The sequence below is a fragment of the Skermanella sp. TT6 genome, from assembly GCF_016653635.2.
In the GTDB taxonomy this organism is placed as follows: domain Bacteria; phylum Pseudomonadota; class Alphaproteobacteria; order Azospirillales; family Azospirillaceae; genus Skermanella; species Skermanella cutis.
Genome location: NZ_CP067420.1, coordinates 1,051,308 through 1,068,788, shown reverse-complemented (window position 1 = coordinate 1,068,788; position 17,481 = coordinate 1,051,308). Strand labels below are relative to the sequence as shown.

Below are 17,481 nucleotides of genomic sequence, written 5' to 3'. Positions count from 1 at the left end.
ATCCCATGGCCCTGCTCGAGTGCGAGACCCTTCGCAAGAGCTTCTTCGGCGTCGAGGTGCTGCACGGCGTATCGTTCTCGCTGGACCGCGGCCGGGTGCTGGGGCTGGTGGGGGAGAACGGCTCCGGCAAATCGACTACCATGAACATCCTGGGCGGCGTGCTGAAGCGCGACGGCGGGCGCATCCGGCTGGACGGCGCCGACTACGAGCCGCGCGGCCCCCGGGACGCGCTGGCCCGCGGCATCTCCTTCATCCACCAGGAACTGAACCTGTTCGAGAACCTGTCGATCGAGGAAAACCTGTTCATCTCGGGCTTTCCCCGGATCGGACCTGCCATCCCCTTCATCAGCCGGGGCCGGATGCGCCGCCGGGCGCGCGAGCTGCTGGAGCAGGTGGACATCCGCCACCCGCCCGGCACGCCGGTGGCCGCCCTGAGCCAGGGCGAGCGGCAATTGGTCGAGATCGCCAAGGCGCTGAGCGTCGATGCCAAGGTGATCATCTTCGACGAGCCGACCACCTCCCTGACCCGGCGGGAGGCCGACCGGCTGTTCGGCATCATCGAGCGGCTGCGCGGGCGCGGCATCGCGATGATCTATATCAGCCACGTGCTGTCCGACGTGACGCGGATCTGCGACGACATCACCGTGCTGCGCGACGGCGCCGTGGTGGGCGGCGGGCCGGCGTCGGGGATGCCGACCGAGCGGATGATCGCCCTGATGGTCGGGCGGACGCTGGACCAGCTCTTCCCCGAGCGGACGGGCCGGCCGACGGAGCGGCCGGTGCTGGAGGTGCGGGGCGTCAGCCAGCCGGGCGTCGTCCACGGGATCGACCTGACGCTGCACGCGGGAGAGGTGCTGGGCATCGCCGGGCTGATGGGGGCCGGGCGCAGCGAGCTGGCCCGCATCCTGTTCGGCCTGGACGGCTTCAAGTCCGGGACCATCGCGGTGGACGGCGCCGTGATCGGGGAGCCGAGCCCCGGCGCCTGCATGGAGCGCGGCATGGCCTTCCTGACGGAGGACCGGCGCGGCGAGGGCCTGATGATGCACGCCACCATCGCCGACAACATCGCGCTGCCCTCGCTGGAGGACTATGTGTCGCCGTGGACCCGCTTCATCGACCGGACCCGGCTGGGCGACGAGGTCGGGCGGATCGGCCAGAAGGTCCGGATGCGCGCCGCCGACCCCATGGGGACGCTGGTCCGCCACCTGAGCGGCGGCAACCAGCAGAAGGTGGTGCTGGCGAAGTGGCTGCTGCGGACCCCCCGGGTCTTCATCCTGGACGAGCCGACCCGCGGGATCGACGTGGGTGCCAAGTTCGAGATCTACAAGATCATCGACACGCTGGTGGCCGAGGGCGCCGGGGTGCTGATGATCTCCTCCGAGATGGAGGAGCTGATGGGGATGTGCGACCGCATCCTGGTGATGAACCACGGCGAGATCCAGGCGGAGTTCCGGCGCGGCGGTTTCGACGGCGGGCGCATCCTGGAGGCGGCGATGAGGCGGCGCGGCCCGGCGGAGCCGATGGGGCTGGAGGGGGCGGCGTGATGAACTCGACGAGACTTCGGCTGGCCCTGCTGCGCAACGCGCCGGTCGGCTTGTTCCTGGTGGTGCTGGCGGTGTTCGGCAGCCTGTCCGACCGGTTCCTGGACGTGCAGAACTTCACCAACATCCTGATCCAGTCCTCCCACATCGCGATCCTGGGCATCGGCATGACCTTCGTGCTGCTGACCGCCGGCATCGACCTGTCGGTGGGCGCCGTCATGTACCTGTCGGTGGCCCTGCTGGGGATCTACATGGCGGAGCTGCCGGTGATGCTGGCGGTGCCGGCCATGATGGCGGTGGGCGCCCTGTTCGGGCTGGTCAACGCCTTCTTCGTGGTGCGGCTTAGGGTGGCGGCCTTCATCGTGACGCTGGCGACGCTGTTCATCGGGCGCGGGCTGGCGCTGTGGGTGACCGAGACCCGCATGGTGTTCTACCAGAACCACATCCTGTCGCTGGCCCAGGCGGAATGGCTGGGCGTGCCCTGGGCGATCTGGGTCTTCGCGATCGTCTTCGCCGCGGCCTGGGCGGTGCTGAACCACACCCCGTTCGGCCGGCAGGTCCACGCGGTGGGCGAGAACCCGGAGGCCGCCGCCAAGGCCGGGATCAACGTGCCGCTGGTGCTGACCGCCGTCTATGCGGTGTCGGGCGCCTGCGCCGGCATCGCCGGCTTCGTGTCGATCACCCAGGTGGGCGCCGCCGCGTCCTCCTTCGCGGTGGAGAAGGAGTTCGCCGCCGTCGCCGCCGCGGTGCTGGGCGGCGTCAGCCTGTTCGGCGGGCGCGGCGGCGTGGCCGGGACCGTGTTCGGCGCGGTGCTGATCCAGACCGTGCAGAACGGCTTGGTGATCGTCAACGCCGACCCCTACATCTACCCGCTGGTGACCAGCTCCATTATCTTCCTGGCGGTCTTCGTGGACAGCCAGCGCTCCCGCATCCTGCACCGGCTGGGCCGGCGCCGGATCCGCATCGAGGAGAGACCCGTATGACTTCCCCGGCTTCTTCGGCTTCCTCGGCTTACGCGCCGCGCCCCGGCAAGCTGCGCGGCACGCTGGTCGGCTGCGGCTTCTTCGCCGAGAACCACCTGAACGCCTGGACCCTGATGCGGGACACCCCGCTGGAGGGCGTCGAGCTGGTCGCGGTCTGCGACAAGGACGTGGGCAAGGCGGAGGCCGCCGCCCGGCGCTTCGGCGTGCCGCACGTCTATGCCGACGCCGAGGCGATGCTGGCGGAGCAGAAGCCCGACTTCGTGGACATCGCGACCACCCTGCCCTCCCACCGGGCGTTGGTGGAGCTGGCGGCCCGGCACGGCGTGCCCGCGATCTGCCAGAAGCCCTTCGCCGCCAGCCTGGAGGACGCGGAGGCCATGGTGCGGGCCTGCGCCGAGGCCGGCGTGCAGCTGATGGTCCACGAGAATTTCCGCTGGCAGCACCCGCTGCTGGCGGTGAAGCAGGCGCTGGACGAGGGCTGGGCCGGCCGGCCGTTCTTCGGCCGGGTCCAGTTCCGCCACGGCTTCGACATCATCACCAACCAGCCCTACCTGGCGGAGGACGAGCGCTACATCATCATGGACGTCGGCCTTCACCTGCTGGACGTGGCCCGCTTCCTGTTCGGCGAGGCCGGGCGGCTTTATTGCCGGACCGCGCGGATCGACCCGCGCGTGCGGGGGGAGGACACCGCGACCATGCTGGTGGACTTCCACGGCGGCGTCACGGGGGTGATTGATCTGTCCACCGCGACCCGGACCGAGCCGGAGCCCTTCCCCGAATGCCTGGTGCGGATCGAGGGGACCGACGGCACGATCGAGCTGGAGCAGGGCTATCGGCTGGTGCTGAGCCGGCCCGGCCACCGGGAGGTGCGGCCGGTCGATGCGGAGCTTCTGCCCTGGGCCGCCCGGCCGTGGCACGTGGTGCAGGACAGCGTGCTGGCGATCCAGCGCCACTGGGTCGATTGCCTGCGCGAGGGCCGCGAGCCGGACACCTCGGGGGCGGACAACCTGCGGACCCTGGAGCTGACCTTCGGCGCCTACCGGTCGGCGGAGACCGGCGAGGCGGTGGCGTTCGGCTGACACCCTCCTCCTCCCGTGGGAGAATGTCAGCGGATGTCATGATTCCCGGGGCGGAAGCGACGGGGCGGGTGCGGGAAAGGGCGGATAAGGTCATCATCGGTCATTGCGGCGGGGCCGGGGCCGCTGTCGGGTGTCATCATCGCGGAACCGGCCTCAACCAGGAGAGACCTTTCCGGCGGAACTCGCCTCCCTCGATCGTCATGACCGGACTTGGTCCAATTGTGTCCAGCAACGTAGTTGCTTCTTCTGCAAAAGGTTCAATTGTGGGCAGAAACACTCCCTTTTCGTCATGACCGGACTTGATCCGGTCATCTCCAGGCACGAAGGCGTCGATGAAGACCGCGAGCGATGACCGGATCAAGTCCGGTCATGACGATGAAAAATGAGAACGCCGCCCTGATGACTTCTTATGGTTGAATAGCAATCACCGAATCAGACAACTGTGGACTTGATCCGGCCATTTCCCGATGGCTCCATTACCATCGACGTTCCGGAAGATACCTGGATCAAGTCCGCGACTTTCCGGCACGGTGGTGCTTGTTCTTTGACGGAATGCAGGTCGGGCAGAGCGAAGCGGCACCCGGCCTACAGGGCTGACACCTCCTCTCCCGTTGGAGAATGTCAGCCGATGTCATCATTCCCGGCGCGGCGGTAATGACGTGGGCGCCGGAAAGGCTGGAAAGGTCATCTTCGGTCACTACGGCGGGGCCGGTCGGGGCCGGCGCCGCTGTCGGGTGTCATCATGGTGCCGGCCGGAACAGCGGAGGCCCGGCAAGGCCGAAGGGATCACGGATGGACACGGATGAAAAAGGATGGGCACGGATCACGGCGAGTCGCTGCTTCCGCGATCAGGTGCCGGGTCACTATGACCGCTTGGAACCGGCGTGAAAGTCACTGGAGGTCACTATTCCGACCTCGGGGCGGCCGGTCGGTCCGTCCACGGCATACGCCGGCATTCTTCAGGCTGCACTGACTCCTATTTCATTCTCGCTTTCGGCAAAATATCCCGATGATCAACTCGGGAGTGATCCGATGCGCCTTAAGCTTGTCGCCGTACTGTCCGCCTTCGCCCTCCTCCTGCCGTCGATCGCTTTCGCCCATCCCAGCGGGATGGACCGCAAGGGCTGTCACCATGACCGGAAGAATGGCGGGTATCACTTGCCACTGACGGCCTGGGGTCATCACGGGTCATCATGATGGCCGCCGGAGGCGGGGTGGTTGGGATCTATTCTCATGTCAAAGATCCGGCAAAGGGGGCGCCCTGCCATTTGCTTTACGGCTATTGGATTGTAGCATAAGCGCATCAAGGACAGCAATCCTACGATTGGTGCCGTGTGCTCGCCGAGGACTTGGCGGTTGACCATGGTGTGCGAAGGTGCCGCAAATGTGCAAAGTGGTCCGAAACCTACCGACCGGAACTGGCCCAAGGACTTCAGAACGCCACTGCCGAACAACTGGCCGAAGTCGAGGTGCTATGGTGGGAAGCCTCACCCCCGCCTGCCCCGTCCCGCCGCTCCCGCCAGGGCCAGCACGGCGATGATGACGGCGCCCTGGATGATCTCCTGCGTGCCGCCGGGCAGGCCGGCGATCTGCATGGTCGTGACGATCAGCACCAGCAGGACGGAGCCGAACAAGGTTCCCAGCGCCGTCGCCGAGCCGCCGAAGATCAGGGTGCCGCCCAGCACGACGGCACCGACGGATTGCAGCAGGAAGGGGCTGCCCATGTCCAGGAAGGCGCCGCCGGCGCGGGCGGACAGCAGGGCGCCGGTCAGGCCGGCGGCGGCTCCGCTGGCCAGGAAGGTGATGGCGATCACCTTGGCCGCGGGGAGGCCGGACAGTTCCGCCGCGCGCTGGTTCTGGCCCACGGCGGACAGGGCGCGGCCGAAGACGGTCCGGTGCAGGACGAAGGCGGCCAGCGCGGTCGCGGCGACCGCCGCCAGGACGATCACCGGGATGCCGGCGATCCGGCCGGTCGCGAACCAGGCGAGCGCCGGGCTGACCTGGTAGGTGGAGAAGGTCCGGTTCGCCAGCAGGGTCGCGGTGGCGAGGACGTAGCCGGTCGCCAGGGTCGCGATCATCGCCGGGATGCGCAGCCACAGCACCAGGGCGGCGTTGACCGCTCCCAAGCCCAGGCCCACGGCGGCCACGGTCAGCAGGCCCAGGGGAAGCCTCGCGTCGGAGCCGTCGATGATGTTGACCGCGAGGAAGGCGGTCAGGGTGATGACGCTGGGGATCGACAGGTCGATGTTGCCCCTCCCCGTCGTCACGACGAACATCTGGCCCAGCGCCGGGAACAGCAGGAAGGCGGCGGAGGCCGCGACGCCGGACAGGCTCTGGACGCTGAGGCGGGACGTCAGGACGCTCAGCACCAGCCACAGGATCAGGATGCCGATCAGCGACCAGACCCAGCGCCGGGTCTCGATCCACTGCGAGAGGGAGGAAGCGGCGGGCCGGCGGGCGGGAAGCGCGGTCATTCGGCGCTCTCCCGCCGCTCGATCAGGGTGCGCAGGCCCAGGATGGCGATCAGCAGCAATCCCTGGACGGCGGCGTTGTAGTCGGTGCTGACGCCGAGGAAGCTGAGCAGGGAGCCGATCAGCGACAGGGTCACCGCTCCGGCCACGACGCCCGCGGGCGTGATGGTGCCGCCCAGCAGGCGGCAGCCTCCGATCACCACGGCGGCGATGCTCAGCAGGGTGAAGCCGCTGCCGGCGTTGATGTCGCTGGCGGTGGTGATGGCGGTCAGCGACAGGCCGGCCGCCATGGCGAAGGCTCCGGCGACGACATAGCGCAGAACGGTGTAGCGCAGCGCCGACCAGCCGCCCTGCGCCAGCGCAGCCGCGTTGTTGCCGAAGCCCCGGAGTACCACGCCGCTTCGGGAGCGGTCGACGGCCAGGCCGCACAGGCCGGCCGCCAGGATCAGCAGGAGGGAGGTCGGCAGCCCCGGAACCTGCCAGCCGACCGCCGCCATCAGCCAATCCGGCGCCATGCCTCCCGGGGCGGACTGGAGCGTATAGCCGCAGCCGAGCCAGATGAAGCTCGCCCCCAGGGTCACCACGATGGCGGGAATCCGGCGCTGCTCGATCAGCGCGCCGATGACGGCGTAGCCGCCCAGCCCTGCCGCGAGCAGGGCAACGCCGAGGGCCGGCTGCTCGGTCAGGACGGTGGCGCTGACGACATTGACCAGGCCGGCGAAGGCGCCGATGCCCAGGTCGATCTGGCTGCCGCCCACGACGAACATCTGGGCCAGCGCGATCAGCACCAGCGGCACCGCCGAGCTGAGCAGCAGGTCGATGCCGAACAGGCTGGCCGCGGAGGGGTTGAGGGCGGCGAGAGCGGCGCAGACGAGACCCAGGCCGATCAGCGGGATCGCATGGGTCAGGAGGCCGGAGGGCCGTGACGCCCGGGCAGGAAGGACAGCGGCGGCGGGCCGAGGGTCGGCGGCGGTCTCGGCCAGGAAGGCGGTATCGACGATGCTCTCCTCCGAGATCTCGTCGCCGACCAGTTCCCGGACGATGGCGCCGCCGTGGAAGACCAGGACACGGGTGCATTCCAGCAGCTCGATGTCCTCGGTGCTGTACCACACCACCAAAGCGCCGGTCTCGGCGGTCTGGCGGACGACGTGGTAGAAGTCGTGCTTGGAGGCGACGTCGACGCCGCGCGTCGGGTCGTCCAGCAGGAGCAGGTCGGACTGACGGGCCAGGGCGCGGGCGACCAGCGCCTTCTGCTGGTTGCCGCCGCTGAGGTGAAGCACGTTGGACGGCAGGCGCCCAGGGTCGAGGCGCAGGCGCTCGGCCCAGTGGCGGCCGGTCTCCGCCTCCGCTTCGGCCGAGACAAGGGATGCCAGCGGCCGGCGGGAGAGAGCGCCGATGCTGATGTTGGACAGCACCGTCCATTGCGGGAAGACGCCCTCCCGCTGGCGGTCGCCCGAGACGAAGCCGGCATCGGGGTTGGCGTGGCGGATCGCGTGGAGCCGGTCGCGCTGGCCGCTTCCCTCCAGCCCGGCGAAGCCGACGATGTCGCCGGCGCGCAGCACGATCTCCCGGCCCAGCGGAGCGGTGACCGCACCGCCGAGGCGCAGGATCTCGCGGGCGGGTGCCGGCCCCGGGGATCCGGGGGCGGACGCGGCGGCACTGCCCGCGCCGCGGGCGGCGTCCCCGCCCATCAGGTCCACCAGGGCGTGGACGGTGAAGCTGCCGGCTCCACCTTCCCGCGCGATCCGGCCGTTGCGCATGACGACGACCCGGGACGCGATCTCCAGCACCTCGCGCAGCTTGTGGCTGATGAAGATGAAGGAGATGCCCTGGCCGGCACGGCGGCGGACGAAATCGTGGAGTTGGGCGGCGCGGGCTGCTTCGAGCGAGGAGGTCGGCTCGTCCAGGATCAGCAGCTTCAGGTTCGGGTCGTTGGCGGCCCGGGCGATCTCGACCATCTGCCGCTGGCCGAGGGGAAGGTCGGCCAGGCGCGCGTCGGCGTCGATGCCGCTGCCGGGGAACACCGCGTCGATGCCGGCGCGGGCCAGCCGGCGGTAGTGGGCGCGCCAGAGGGGTGAGCGGGTGCTGCCCGGCTCCTCCAGGAAGAAGTTCTCCGCCACCGTCAGGTTGGTGCAGAGCGACAGCTCCTGGTAGACGATCCGGATTCCCCGGCGGCGGGCGACGGTCGGGGAATAGTCGCGGAAATCGACCGGCGCGCCATCAAGGGCCAGAGTGCCGCTGTCCGGCTCGGTCACGCCGCACAGGATGCGCATCAGCGTGCTCTTGCCGGCGCCGTTGGCGCCGACAAGGCCGATCACTTCACCCGGCAGGACGGAGAGCGAGACATCGTGGTTGGCGAGCGTCGGGCCGAACGACCGGGTGATGCGGTCCAGCGCGGCGATTGTCATCTGCCCGGATTCACTGGGCTTGGGCCTGGAGCAGCGTCTTGCGCACCCAGTCCTGGCTGAACGACGGGCTGACGATGGTGCCCGGCGGCATCTTGAGGTAGTCGTCCAGGTTCTTCTCGTCCACGACGGCGACCGGCATGGTCATCTTCTTCGGCGGGTTGGCGCCCTTGGCGATCTCGTAGGCCAGCCAGAAGGCGGCGCCGCCGATGCCGGGCGTGGTGTTCATGGAGACGGTGGAGTAGCCGTTCTTCTTGTGCCGCTCGCTCCACCACTGGATGAAGTTGGAGCTGCCGCCGCCGCTTATGATCGGCATGTCCTCGGCGTAGGCGCCGCCATACTGCTCGAACGCCTGGGCGATGCCGAAGTCGTCGCCGCCGCCCTGCCCAAGGACGGCGTCCACGTGCGGCAGCGACGGCAGCACGTTGGCGACGGCGGACTGGGCCACCGAGGTGGTCGCCTGGCCGTAGACGGTGGCGACGGCCTTGATCTCGGGAAACTCCTTCAGCGCCTCGATCTGGCCGTTGTACATCTCGTTGTCGGGGGCCGAGCCCTTGACGCCGCGCACGATGATGATGTTGCCCTTGCCGTCCAGGCGCTTGGCGATCTCCCGCGCCATGTCGCCCTGGTACTTGGCGAAATCGAATCCCAGCGTATAGGCGCAGGGCGCGGAGACGATGCTGTCGAAAGCCACCACCTTGATCCCGGCTTGGCAGGCCTTCTGGATCGTGCCGTTCAGGGCCGTCTCCGACGCGGCGTTGATCGCGATGACATCGACCTTGCGCAGGATCAGGTCGGCCATCTGGCTCATCTGCTGGTTGGTCGAGCCGTCGCCGTTGACGACGATGTAGTCCTCTATCTTGCCTTCCTGCTTGGCCTGCTTGGCGGCCTCCTCGAAGCTCTCCACCATCTGGCGGCGCCAGGTGTTGCCATAGTAGGAGTTGGACAGGGCCACCACCGGCTTCTCGGGCGAAGCCATCGCGGGGGACCAGGGGGCGGCGGTCAGCGTCAGCAGCAGGGTGGCCGCGAAAGCGGCGGCGGTCGGGATGAGGCGGGCCTTGGGGCTCTTCATTGCATCTTCCTCCCAGGGGTTGTGCCGCGGCCATTCTCGTTTCCCGGTGGCCGCTTATGGAGCGATCATCATACCAGTAACGGCAGGATGCAAGATGGATTGTGCCGTGACCCGCAGATCCTGCCCTGCTCTTTCCGGCGATAATGACGCTTGCGGCGTCCCCGCATGCTGGTATGATGAGTATATAAGAAAGCACGAACACGGACCTGGGGAGGTCGGACGCCTCATGGCAATGCCAGCGCAGCGCATCACCGCGACATATCGGATAGAGACGGCCTACCCGCTCGACGAGGCGGTCGAGACCATGGCGGGGGAGCAGTCCACCGGCACCTTCGTCCGGCTTCCGGGCGAGACCGACGAGATGCGGGCGCTGTACGGCGCCCATGTGGAACGGCTGACCGAGCTGGAGACGGTCGAGGCGCCGTCGCTTCCGGGGGCCGGGGTTCCCAAGGGGGCCGGGGACAGGCCGGTCTGGCGGCGGGCGGAGGTGGTGCTGTCCTGGTCGCCGGACAATTTCGGCGTCTCGCTGCCCAACCTTGTCGCGACGGTGGCGGGCAACCTGTTCGAGCTGCGGCCCTTCAGCGGGCTGCGGCTGCTCGACATCGGGCTGCCGGAGGCGTTCGCGGAGAAGTATCCGGGGCCGAGGTTCGGGGTGGCGGGGACCCGGCGGCTGGCTGGGGTGGAGCGGCGCCCGCTGATCGGGACGATCGTCAAGCCGAGCGTCGGCATGGGACCGGAGGCGACGGCCGAGCTGGTCCGGGTGCTGTGCGACGCCGGGATCGACTTCATCAAGGACGACGAGCTCCAGGCCGACGGGCCGCACTGCCCGTTCGAGGCGCGGGCGCGCGCGGTGATGCGGGTGATCGACGCCTGCGCGGAGCGGACCGGCCGGAAGGTGATGTTCGCCTTCAACATCACCGGCGACCTGGACGAGATGCGGCGGCGGCACGACCTGGTCGTGGAACTGGGCGGCACCTGCGTGATGGCGAGCCTCAATTCGGTTGGCGTCGTCGGCATGGTCGAGCTGGGGCGGTTCAGCCAGCTTCCCATCCACGCCCACCGCAACGGCTGGGGCTACCTGTCGCGGGCGCCGGAGCTGGGCTGGTCCTATGTCGCCTGGCAGAAGATCTGGCGGCTGGCCGGCGCCGACCACATGCATGTGAACGGGCTCCAGAACAAGTTCTGCGAACCCGACGAGAGCGTGATCGCCTCGGCCCGGGCGTGCCTGACGCCGATGTTCGAGGGCAAGCCCTGCACGGTGATGCCGGTGTTCTCGTCCGGCCAGTCGGCCAGGCAGGCGGCGGGGACCTATGCGGCGCTGGGGTCGGCCGACCTGATCTTCGCGGCGGGCGGCGGCATCATGGGGCATCCGGACGGGCCGGCAGCGGGCGTCGGCGCCCTGCGCGACGCCTGGGAAGCGGCGCTGGCGTCATGAGCGGTTCAAGCCGGGGGCTGCATGGCATGGCTGATGGTTGCGACGCTCCCTTTTCGTCATGGCCGGACTTGATCCGGCCATCTTATCCCAGGGCTCACCGGGGCTCCTTGGCCGGAGATGCCCGGATCAAGTCCGGGCATGACGAAAAATGAAGAGGAAGTCGCTCGGAGAGCCCCTTTCGGTTGATCAGCAATCTTCCGGCACGGCGGTGTCGATGACGCCTGGCAGAGATGACCGGATCAAGTCCGGTCATGACGGTGAGAAAGGGCGTGCCCTGCCGGGGAAGCCTCTCCCGGTTGACGGGGCAACGGCCGCGCCGGATCGCCGGCGTTCCGCCCGGGGGCTGCCCGAGGGGCTGCTGCTGAGTTTCCACGGCGACGACTATACCGGGTCGTCCGCGGTGATGGAGGTGATGAGCTTCGCCGGGCTGCCGACGGTGCTGTTCCTGGGCGTGCCGACGCCGGAGCGGCTGGCGCGGTTCGAGGGGTACCGGGGGATCGGCTTCGCCGGGGTGGCGCGGTCGCAGGGCTTGGACTGGATGGACCGGCACCTGCCGGCGGTGTTCCGGACGCTGGCCGGGCTCGGGGCGCCGGTGGCGCATTACAAGGTGTGCTCGACCTTCGACTCCGCGCCGCATGTCGGCTCGATCGGGCGGGCGGCGGAGCTGGCGGTTCCGCTGCTGGGGGGCAAGTGGCACCCGCTGGTGGTGGGCGCGCCGGAGATCGCGCGGTACCAGGCGTTCGGCAACCTGTTCGCGGCGGGGCCGGACGGCGGGCGCTACCGGCTCGACCGGCATCCCGGCATGTCGCGGCATCCCGTCACGCCGATGGACGAGGCGGACGTGCGGATCCATCTGGGCCGGCAGACCAGCCTGCCGGTCGGGCTGGTGGACTGCGTTTCCATGAAGCGGGGCGAGGCCGACGCCGCCTTGGAGAGGGAGATCGCGCGGGGGGCCGCGATCGTTGCGCTGGACGTGATCGACGCCGAGACCCTGGCGGAGGCCGGGCGGCTGGTCTGGGAGCGCGGCGGGGAGCGGGTCTTCGCGATCGGGTCGCAGGGGCTGGAATACGCGCTGGTGGCGTGGTGGCGGAAGGCCGGGCTGATCCCGGAGGCGGGCGAGGCTTCGTTGGCGCGGGCCGGGGCGGCGGAGCGGATCGCCTGCGTCTCCGGCTCCTGCTCGGCGGTGACGGCGGGGCAGATCGCGGCGGCGCTGGAGGCCGGGTTCGAGGGCATACGGGTCGATGCGGCGCTGGCGGTGGACGGCCGCGCCTGGGAGGGCGAGCTGGACCGGGCGGCGGAGGCGGCGCTGGCGGCGCTGGGCGCCGGGCGGGACCCGCTGGTGTTCTCGGCGCTGGGGCCGGACGACCCGGCCGTCGCCTCGATGCGGACGGCGGTGGAGTCCAGCGGCGTGCCGGTGGAGGCCGTGAACGACAGGATCGGCGCGGGGCTGGGGCGGCTGCTGGACCGGGTGGTCCGGACGGCAGGGCTGAAGCGCGGGGTGATCGCCGGGGGCGACACCTCCGGCCATGCCGCCATGACGCTGGGGGTCTACGCGCTGACGGCGCTGGCCCCGGTGGCGCCGGGGGCTCCGCTGTGCCGCGCCCATTCCGACGACCCGGCCCATGCCGGGCTGGAGATCGCCCTGAAGGGCGGGCAGATGGGCAAGCCGGATTATTTCCGGGCCGCGAAGCGCGGTTCGGCCCAGGGATAAGGACGATGGGAGGGAGTGAGGACATGACGAAGATCGCGCTGCTGGGGGCCGGGGGCAAGATGGGGGTCCGGCTGGCCACGAACCTGCACGGTTCGGAGTTCCAGGTGGACCATGTGGAGATCTCGGACGAGGGGCGGCAGCGGCTGAAGGACGCGATCGGCGCCGCCTGCGTGGACCAGGACCGGGCGCTCGCGGAAGCCGACGTGGTGCTGATGGCGGTGCCCGACCGGCTGATCGGCAAGATCGCCCACGGCTTCATCGGGAAGGTGAAGCCGGGGACCGCGATCATCATGCTGGACGCGGCGGCCCCCCATGCCGGCGAGCTGCCGGTGCGGGAGGACGTGACCTATTTCGTGACTCATCCGTGCCACCCGCCGATCTTCAACGACGAGGTCGAGCCGGCGGCGAAGAACGACTTCTTCGGCGGCATCGCGGCCAAGCAGCACATCGTCTGCGCCCTGATGCAGGGGCCGGAGGAGCATTACGCCCTGTGCGAGCGGATCGCCCGGACGATCTATAAGCCGGTGATGCGGTCGCACCGGGTCACGGTGGAACAGCTGGCGATCCTGGAGCCCGCCCTGTCCGAGACGGTCGGCGCCACCCTGTCGCTCGCCATGCGCGACGCGGTGGACGAGGCGGAGCGCCGGGGCGTCCCGCGCGAGGCCGCGGTGGACTTCATGCTGGGCCACCTGAACATCGAGCTGGCGATCGCCTTCGGCGTGTTCCCGCAGGGCCGCTTCTCCGACGGCGCGCTGCACGCGATCGAGCAGGCCAAGCCGGTGATCTTCAAGGAGGGTTGGCTGGACCGGGTGTTCGACCGGGACGCGGTGCTGCGGTCGGTCAGGGACATCTGCAAGTAAAACCAACAAGAACGCGATGAAGGGAGGAACGGGATCATGAAGGGCGCGATATCGATGCTCTCCGGCCTGGCGCTGCTGGCGGCGCTGGGCGGCCAGGCCCTGGCGGCCGACTATGTCATCAAGGCGGGCCACGGCACGCAGACCACCCATCCGACGCACCTCGCGCTGGTCAAGTTCGCCGAGCTGGCGGAGCAGAAGACCGGCGGGGCGGTCAAGGTGGAGATCTACCCGGACCGCCAGCTCGGCGAGGAGCGGGAGATGGTCGAGGGGCTTCAGCTCGGCTCGGTCGACATGGCGGTGGTCTCCACCGGTCCGCTGCTGGCCTTCGTGCCGCAGATCGGCGTGATCGACCTGCCCTTCGTCTTCAAGGATTCGGCGCACGCCTACAAGGTGCTGGACGGCGAGGTCGGCCGGAGCCTGCTGGAGAAGATGGAGGCCAAGGGCATCGTCGGCCTCGCCTGGTGGGAGAACGGCTGGCGCCACCTGACGACCAAGAAGCCGGTCGCCCAGCCCGCCGACATGAAGGGCATGAAGCTGCGCACCATGCAGAACCCGGTGCATATCGCGGCCTTCAAGGAGATCGGCGCGTCCCCCATCCCGATGGCGTGGGGAGAGGTCTTCACCAGCCTGGGCCAGGGCGTGATCGACGCCCAGGAGAACCCGATCACGATCATCTATTCCAACTCGCTGTGGGAGGTCCAGAAATACGTGACCCTGACCGGGCACGTGTACGGGCCGCACGCCGTCATGGTCAGCGAGGCCAAGTGGAGCACCCTGCCCGCCGACGTCCAGGCCAAGCTGCGCGAGGCGGTGACCGAGGCGACCGCGTACCAGCGCGAGCAGTCGCACCGGCTGGAGGCCGAGCAGCTGGTCAAGCTGCGGGAGAAGGGCATGGTGATCGAGACGGTGGACACCACGCCGTTCCGCACCGCCACGGCCGGCATAGCGGAGACTTCGAAGAACATCGATCCCGCGATGCTGGCGGCGATCCGCTCCGCCGGGGAGTGACCGGCTTTCCGGTGCCGTGAAGGGAGGGGGGCGGATGCTCGTCATGAAGCTGTGGTACGGGATCGAGCAGGCGGTGAAGGCCCTGCTGATCGGGCTGGTGACCGTCATGGTCGCGGTCAGCCTGGCCCAGGTGTTCTGGCGCTATGTCTTCAACGACCCGCTGACCTGGTCGGAGGAGCTGGCCCGCTACCTGTTCGTCTGGATCGCGTACCTGTCGGCTTGGCTGACCTGGCGGCACCGCGCGCACATCGCGCTGGACGCCGTCACCTACCTGCGCTCGCCGGTGCTGGAGCGGGTGTCGGCCCGGCTGGTGGAGGTGCTGGTCCTGGGCTTCTGCGCCTATACCTTCTACGCCAATTTCCGGCTGCTGGGGCTGACGGTGGACCAGCCGTCGGCCGTGCTGGAGATCCCGATGGTGTGGGTCTACGCCGCCTACAACGTCATGACCTTCATGATCTGCGGCGACATCCTGGTGAACTGGCTGATGGGCGCCCTGGCCGTCCGGTCCGGCCGCGTCCAGGCCCTGAGCCGGCCGGCCTGAGGAGGCCCCGAGGAGGTATTGCATCCATGGCGACCATCCTGCTGGTCAGCTTCTTCGCGCTGCTGCTGGCCAACGTGCCGGTCTCGTTCAGCCTCGCCATCGCATCGACGGCGGCGATCCTGTTCGGCGGGATGCCGCCGGGCGTGATCGTTCAGAAGATGACGGCGGCGATCGACAGCTTCGTGCTGCTGGCGGTGCCGTTCTTCCTGCTGTCGGGCCACCTGATGGCGCGCAGCGGCATCGCCCGGGACATCGTCGAGTTCGCGGACTCCGTCGTGGGATGGCTGCGCGGCGGGCTGGCCCAGGCCAACATCGCGGCCGGAACGCTGATGGGCGGCATGACCGGGTCGGCGGTGGCGGAAGCCGCCTCGACCGGCGGCGCGCTGATCCCGCCGATGCTGGACCGGGGCTACGACCGGCCCTTCACCGCGGCGGTGACGGCCAGCGCCTCCACCCTGTCGGTGGTGATCCCGCCGTCGATCCCCATGATCATCTTCGGCGTGGTGACCGGCGTGTCGGTGTCGGACCTGTTCATCGGCGGCGTCGTGCCGGGAATCCTGATGGCGCTGGCCCTGATGGGCACGTCCTGGCTGCTGGCGGTCCGGCGCGGCTACCAGAAGGGTCCGGTTCCGTCGCTGGGCAGCATCGCGAAGGCGACGCGGGCCAGCGTGTGGGGATTGCTGATGCCGCTGGTGATCATCGGCAGCATCCGCTACGGCATCGCGACGCCGACCGAGGCCTCGGTGGTGGCGGTGGTCTACGGCTTGGTGGTGGGCATGCTGGTGTACCGCACGATCGGGATCGGGGACCTGCCGAAGATCGTGCTGGAATCGATGGTGACGACCGGCATGGTGATGCTGATGATCGCCACCGCCTCGCTCTACGGCCTGATCGTGACGCGGGAGCAATTGCCGCAGGCGGCGGCCCAGTTGATCCTGGGCCTGACGACCGACCCTTCCATGGTGCTGATCCTGTTCCTGGCGGTCTATCTGCTGGCCGGCATGCTGCTGGACCTGGGCGCCAACATCATCATCCTGGTGCCGGTGCTGTGGCCGGTGACCCAGAAGCTGGGGATCGACCCGGTCCAGTTCGGCATCGTGACGGTGATCGGCCTGGCGATCGGGCTGGTGACCCCGCCGGTGGGCGCGAGCCTGTTCGTGACCTGCGGCATCGCGAAGGCCAACCTGATCGAGGGCAGCCGGGCTGCGGCGCCCTTCATCCTGGCGCTGATCGCGGTGGTGCTGCTGATCATCTTCGTGCCGGGGATCGCGACCTGGCTGCCCTACAGCGCGAAGGGCTGAGGGGGTTTCCGGGTATTGCCACAGATGGACGCGGATGGGCTCGGATGGGTTGATCATCCGGACCATCCGCGGCCATCGCGTCCCAGGCGGCCAGGGCGCAGCGGGCGATGCCGTCGGCGCAGGTCGCGGCGCAGGTCGGGGCCGACGGCCGGCGGAGCATGATGGCGATCCCGCGATACGGCGATCCGGACGATCTCGCCGCGATGGTCGCGTGGCTGGCCGGGCCGGAGGCGCGGGGCGTCACCGGCGCCGGTTTCGCGGTGGACGGCGGCACCAACGCGTGACGGCGGGGCGGCGGTCAGGCGGTGAAGCTCTCCACGGCGGCGCCGGCGGCGAAGGCCAGGGCCGCCGCGGCCATGCCGATCGCCAGGGTCTCCAGCCCGGACCGCCACCAGGCCGACAGCGACCACAGGCTCTTGACCGACCCGATGGCGAAGAAGACGGCGGCGGTCGAGCCGGTGGCCAGCGCGACCGGCGCCGGCAGGCCGAGGACGAAGGGCAGCAGCGGGACGAACCCGCAGATCAGGAAGGCCAGGAAGGTGCTGGCCGCCGCCTTGACCGGCGAGCGCAGGGTCGCGGGCAGCCCGTACTCCTCCGCCAGCATGGTATCGACCCAGCGGCTGCGGTCGGCCGTGATGACCTGGACCGCGCTTTCCAGGATATCGCCCTCGAAGCCCTTGGTCCGGAAGATCTCCCGGATCTCCTCCAGCTCGCCTTCCGGGACAAGGTCGATGTGCCGCTCCTCCACCGCGCGGAGCCGGTCCTTGTCGTCGCGCTCCGTCTTGGTGCCGCTGTAGTTGCTGGCGGCCATGGAGAAGCCGTCCGCCAGCAGGTTCGCGGCGCCCAGGATCAGGACCGTCCGGGCCGACAGGCCGGCGCCGACGACGCCCGCAACCACGGCGAAGGTGGTCACGGCGCCGTCGATGCCGCCATAGACCCAGTCGCGCAGGTAGCTCTGTTCCGGCCGGACGGACAGCCGCCGCCGGATCGCCTCGGGGTCGTGGTCGTGCTCCATCGGATCCTGTTCCTCGCATCGTCGATGGGCCCTGGTTCTCCGGGCGCCGTTTACCGGGA

Annotated in this window: 15 protein-coding genes; 11 read left to right on the top strand and 4 right to left on the bottom strand. The window is 69.4% G+C overall.

All coding sequences use genetic code 11. The features are described 5' to 3' along the window. Window positions 1-5: 5 nt before the first annotated feature. The 4 genes from IGS68_RS04975 to IGS68_RS36265 all read left to right on the top strand — a co-directional run bounded on the left by IGS68_RS04975 (window position 6) and on the right by IGS68_RS36265 (window position 4,800). Window positions 6-1,544, top strand: coding sequence for a sugar ABC transporter ATP-binding protein (locus IGS68_RS04975; RefSeq protein ID WP_201077802.1), 1,539 nt, complete (start codon window positions 6-8; stop codon window positions 1,542-1,544). Next, a complete protein-coding gene (locus IGS68_RS04970; protein WP_201077801.1) occupies window positions 1,544-2,524 on the top strand; it encodes an ABC transporter permease in 981 nt (326 codons plus the stop codon). Before IGS68_RS04975 ends, IGS68_RS04970 begins: the two co-directional genes overlap by 1 nt. After that, window positions 2,521-3,603 carry a Gfo/Idh/MocA family protein gene (locus tag IGS68_RS04965; protein WP_201077800.1) on the top strand — a complete coding sequence of 361 codons (1,083 nt, stop codon included), beginning with the start codon at window positions 2,521-2,523 and terminating at the stop codon, window positions 3,601-3,603. Before IGS68_RS04970 ends, IGS68_RS04965 begins: the two co-directional genes overlap by 4 nt. Window positions 3,604-4,635: 1,032 nt before the next feature. Next, entirely contained in the window at window positions 4,636-4,800 is a 165-nt protein-coding gene (locus IGS68_RS36265) for a YHYH domain-containing protein (RefSeq protein ID WP_201077799.1), read from the top strand. Between the two features lie 290 nt (window positions 4,801-5,090). Here the strand turns inward: IGS68_RS36265 and IGS68_RS04955 are convergent, their stop codons facing one another. From IGS68_RS04955 to IGS68_RS04945, 3 genes are read right to left on the bottom strand one after another with little or no spacing between them, the layout of a single operon-like run. Then, window positions 5,091-6,077 (bottom strand): ABC transporter permease, encoded by a 987-nt coding sequence (locus IGS68_RS04955; RefSeq protein ID WP_201077797.1) that lies wholly within the window; start codon window positions 6,075-6,077, stop codon window positions 5,091-5,093. Further along, complete coding sequence (locus IGS68_RS04950; protein WP_201077795.1) at window positions 6,074-8,482, bottom strand: ATP-binding cassette domain-containing protein; 2,409 nt, start codon at window positions 8,480-8,482, stop codon at window positions 6,074-6,076. Before IGS68_RS04950 ends, IGS68_RS04955 begins: the two co-directional genes overlap by 4 nt. Window positions 8,483-8,492: 10 nt before the next feature. Then, the gene (locus tag IGS68_RS04945) at window positions 8,493-9,551 is read right to left on the bottom strand and encodes an ABC transporter substrate-binding protein (RefSeq protein ID WP_247881181.1); all 1,059 of its coding nucleotides are present in this window, start codon (window positions 9,549-9,551) and stop codon (window positions 8,493-8,495) included. A gap of 226 nt (window positions 9,552-9,777) precedes the next feature. Between IGS68_RS04945 and IGS68_RS04940 the strand changes: the two genes are divergently transcribed. The 7 genes from IGS68_RS04940 (at window position 9,778) to IGS68_RS04910 (ending at window position 16,691) form a co-directional block, all read left to right on the top strand. After that, window positions 9,778-10,986, top strand: coding sequence for a ribulose-bisphosphate carboxylase large subunit family protein (locus tag IGS68_RS04940; protein WP_247881180.1), 1,209 nt, complete (start codon window positions 9,778-9,780; stop codon window positions 10,984-10,986). 214 nt (window positions 10,987-11,200) lie between these two features. Beyond that, window positions 11,201-12,697 carry a four-carbon acid sugar kinase family protein gene (locus IGS68_RS04935; RefSeq protein ID WP_201077793.1) on the top strand — a complete coding sequence of 499 codons (1,497 nt, stop codon included), beginning with the start codon at window positions 11,201-11,203 and terminating at the stop codon, window positions 12,695-12,697. A gap of 23 nt (window positions 12,698-12,720) precedes the next feature. Next, a complete protein-coding gene (locus IGS68_RS04930) occupies window positions 12,721-13,557 on the top strand; it encodes a phosphogluconate dehydrogenase C-terminal domain-containing protein (protein WP_201077790.1) in 837 nt (278 codons plus the stop codon). A 36-nt stretch (window positions 13,558-13,593) separates the two neighbouring features. Further along, complete coding sequence (locus IGS68_RS04925) at window positions 13,594-14,565, top strand: TRAP transporter substrate-binding protein (RefSeq protein ID WP_201077788.1); 972 nt, start codon at window positions 13,594-13,596, stop codon at window positions 14,563-14,565. 34 nt (window positions 14,566-14,599) lie between these two features. Beyond that, complete coding sequence (locus IGS68_RS04920) at window positions 14,600-15,106, top strand: TRAP transporter small permease (protein ID WP_201077786.1); 507 nt, start codon at window positions 14,600-14,602, stop codon at window positions 15,104-15,106. 26 nt (window positions 15,107-15,132) lie between these two features. After that, window positions 15,133-16,407 (top strand): TRAP transporter large permease, encoded by a 1,275-nt coding sequence (locus tag IGS68_RS04915; protein ID WP_201077784.1) that lies wholly within the window; start codon window positions 15,133-15,135, stop codon window positions 16,405-16,407. A 107-nt stretch (window positions 16,408-16,514) separates the two neighbouring features. Further along, entirely contained in the window at window positions 16,515-16,691 is a 177-nt protein-coding gene (locus IGS68_RS04910; RefSeq protein ID WP_201077782.1) for an SDR family oxidoreductase, read from the top strand. Between the two features lie 14 nt (window positions 16,692-16,705). Here IGS68_RS04910 and IGS68_RS04905 read toward each other — a convergent pair whose 3' ends face one another. Continuing rightward, a complete protein-coding gene (locus IGS68_RS04905) occupies window positions 16,706-17,422 on the bottom strand; it encodes a VIT1/CCC1 transporter family protein (RefSeq protein WP_201077780.1) in 717 nt (238 codons plus the stop codon). Window positions 17,423-17,481: the final 59 nt, after the last annotated feature.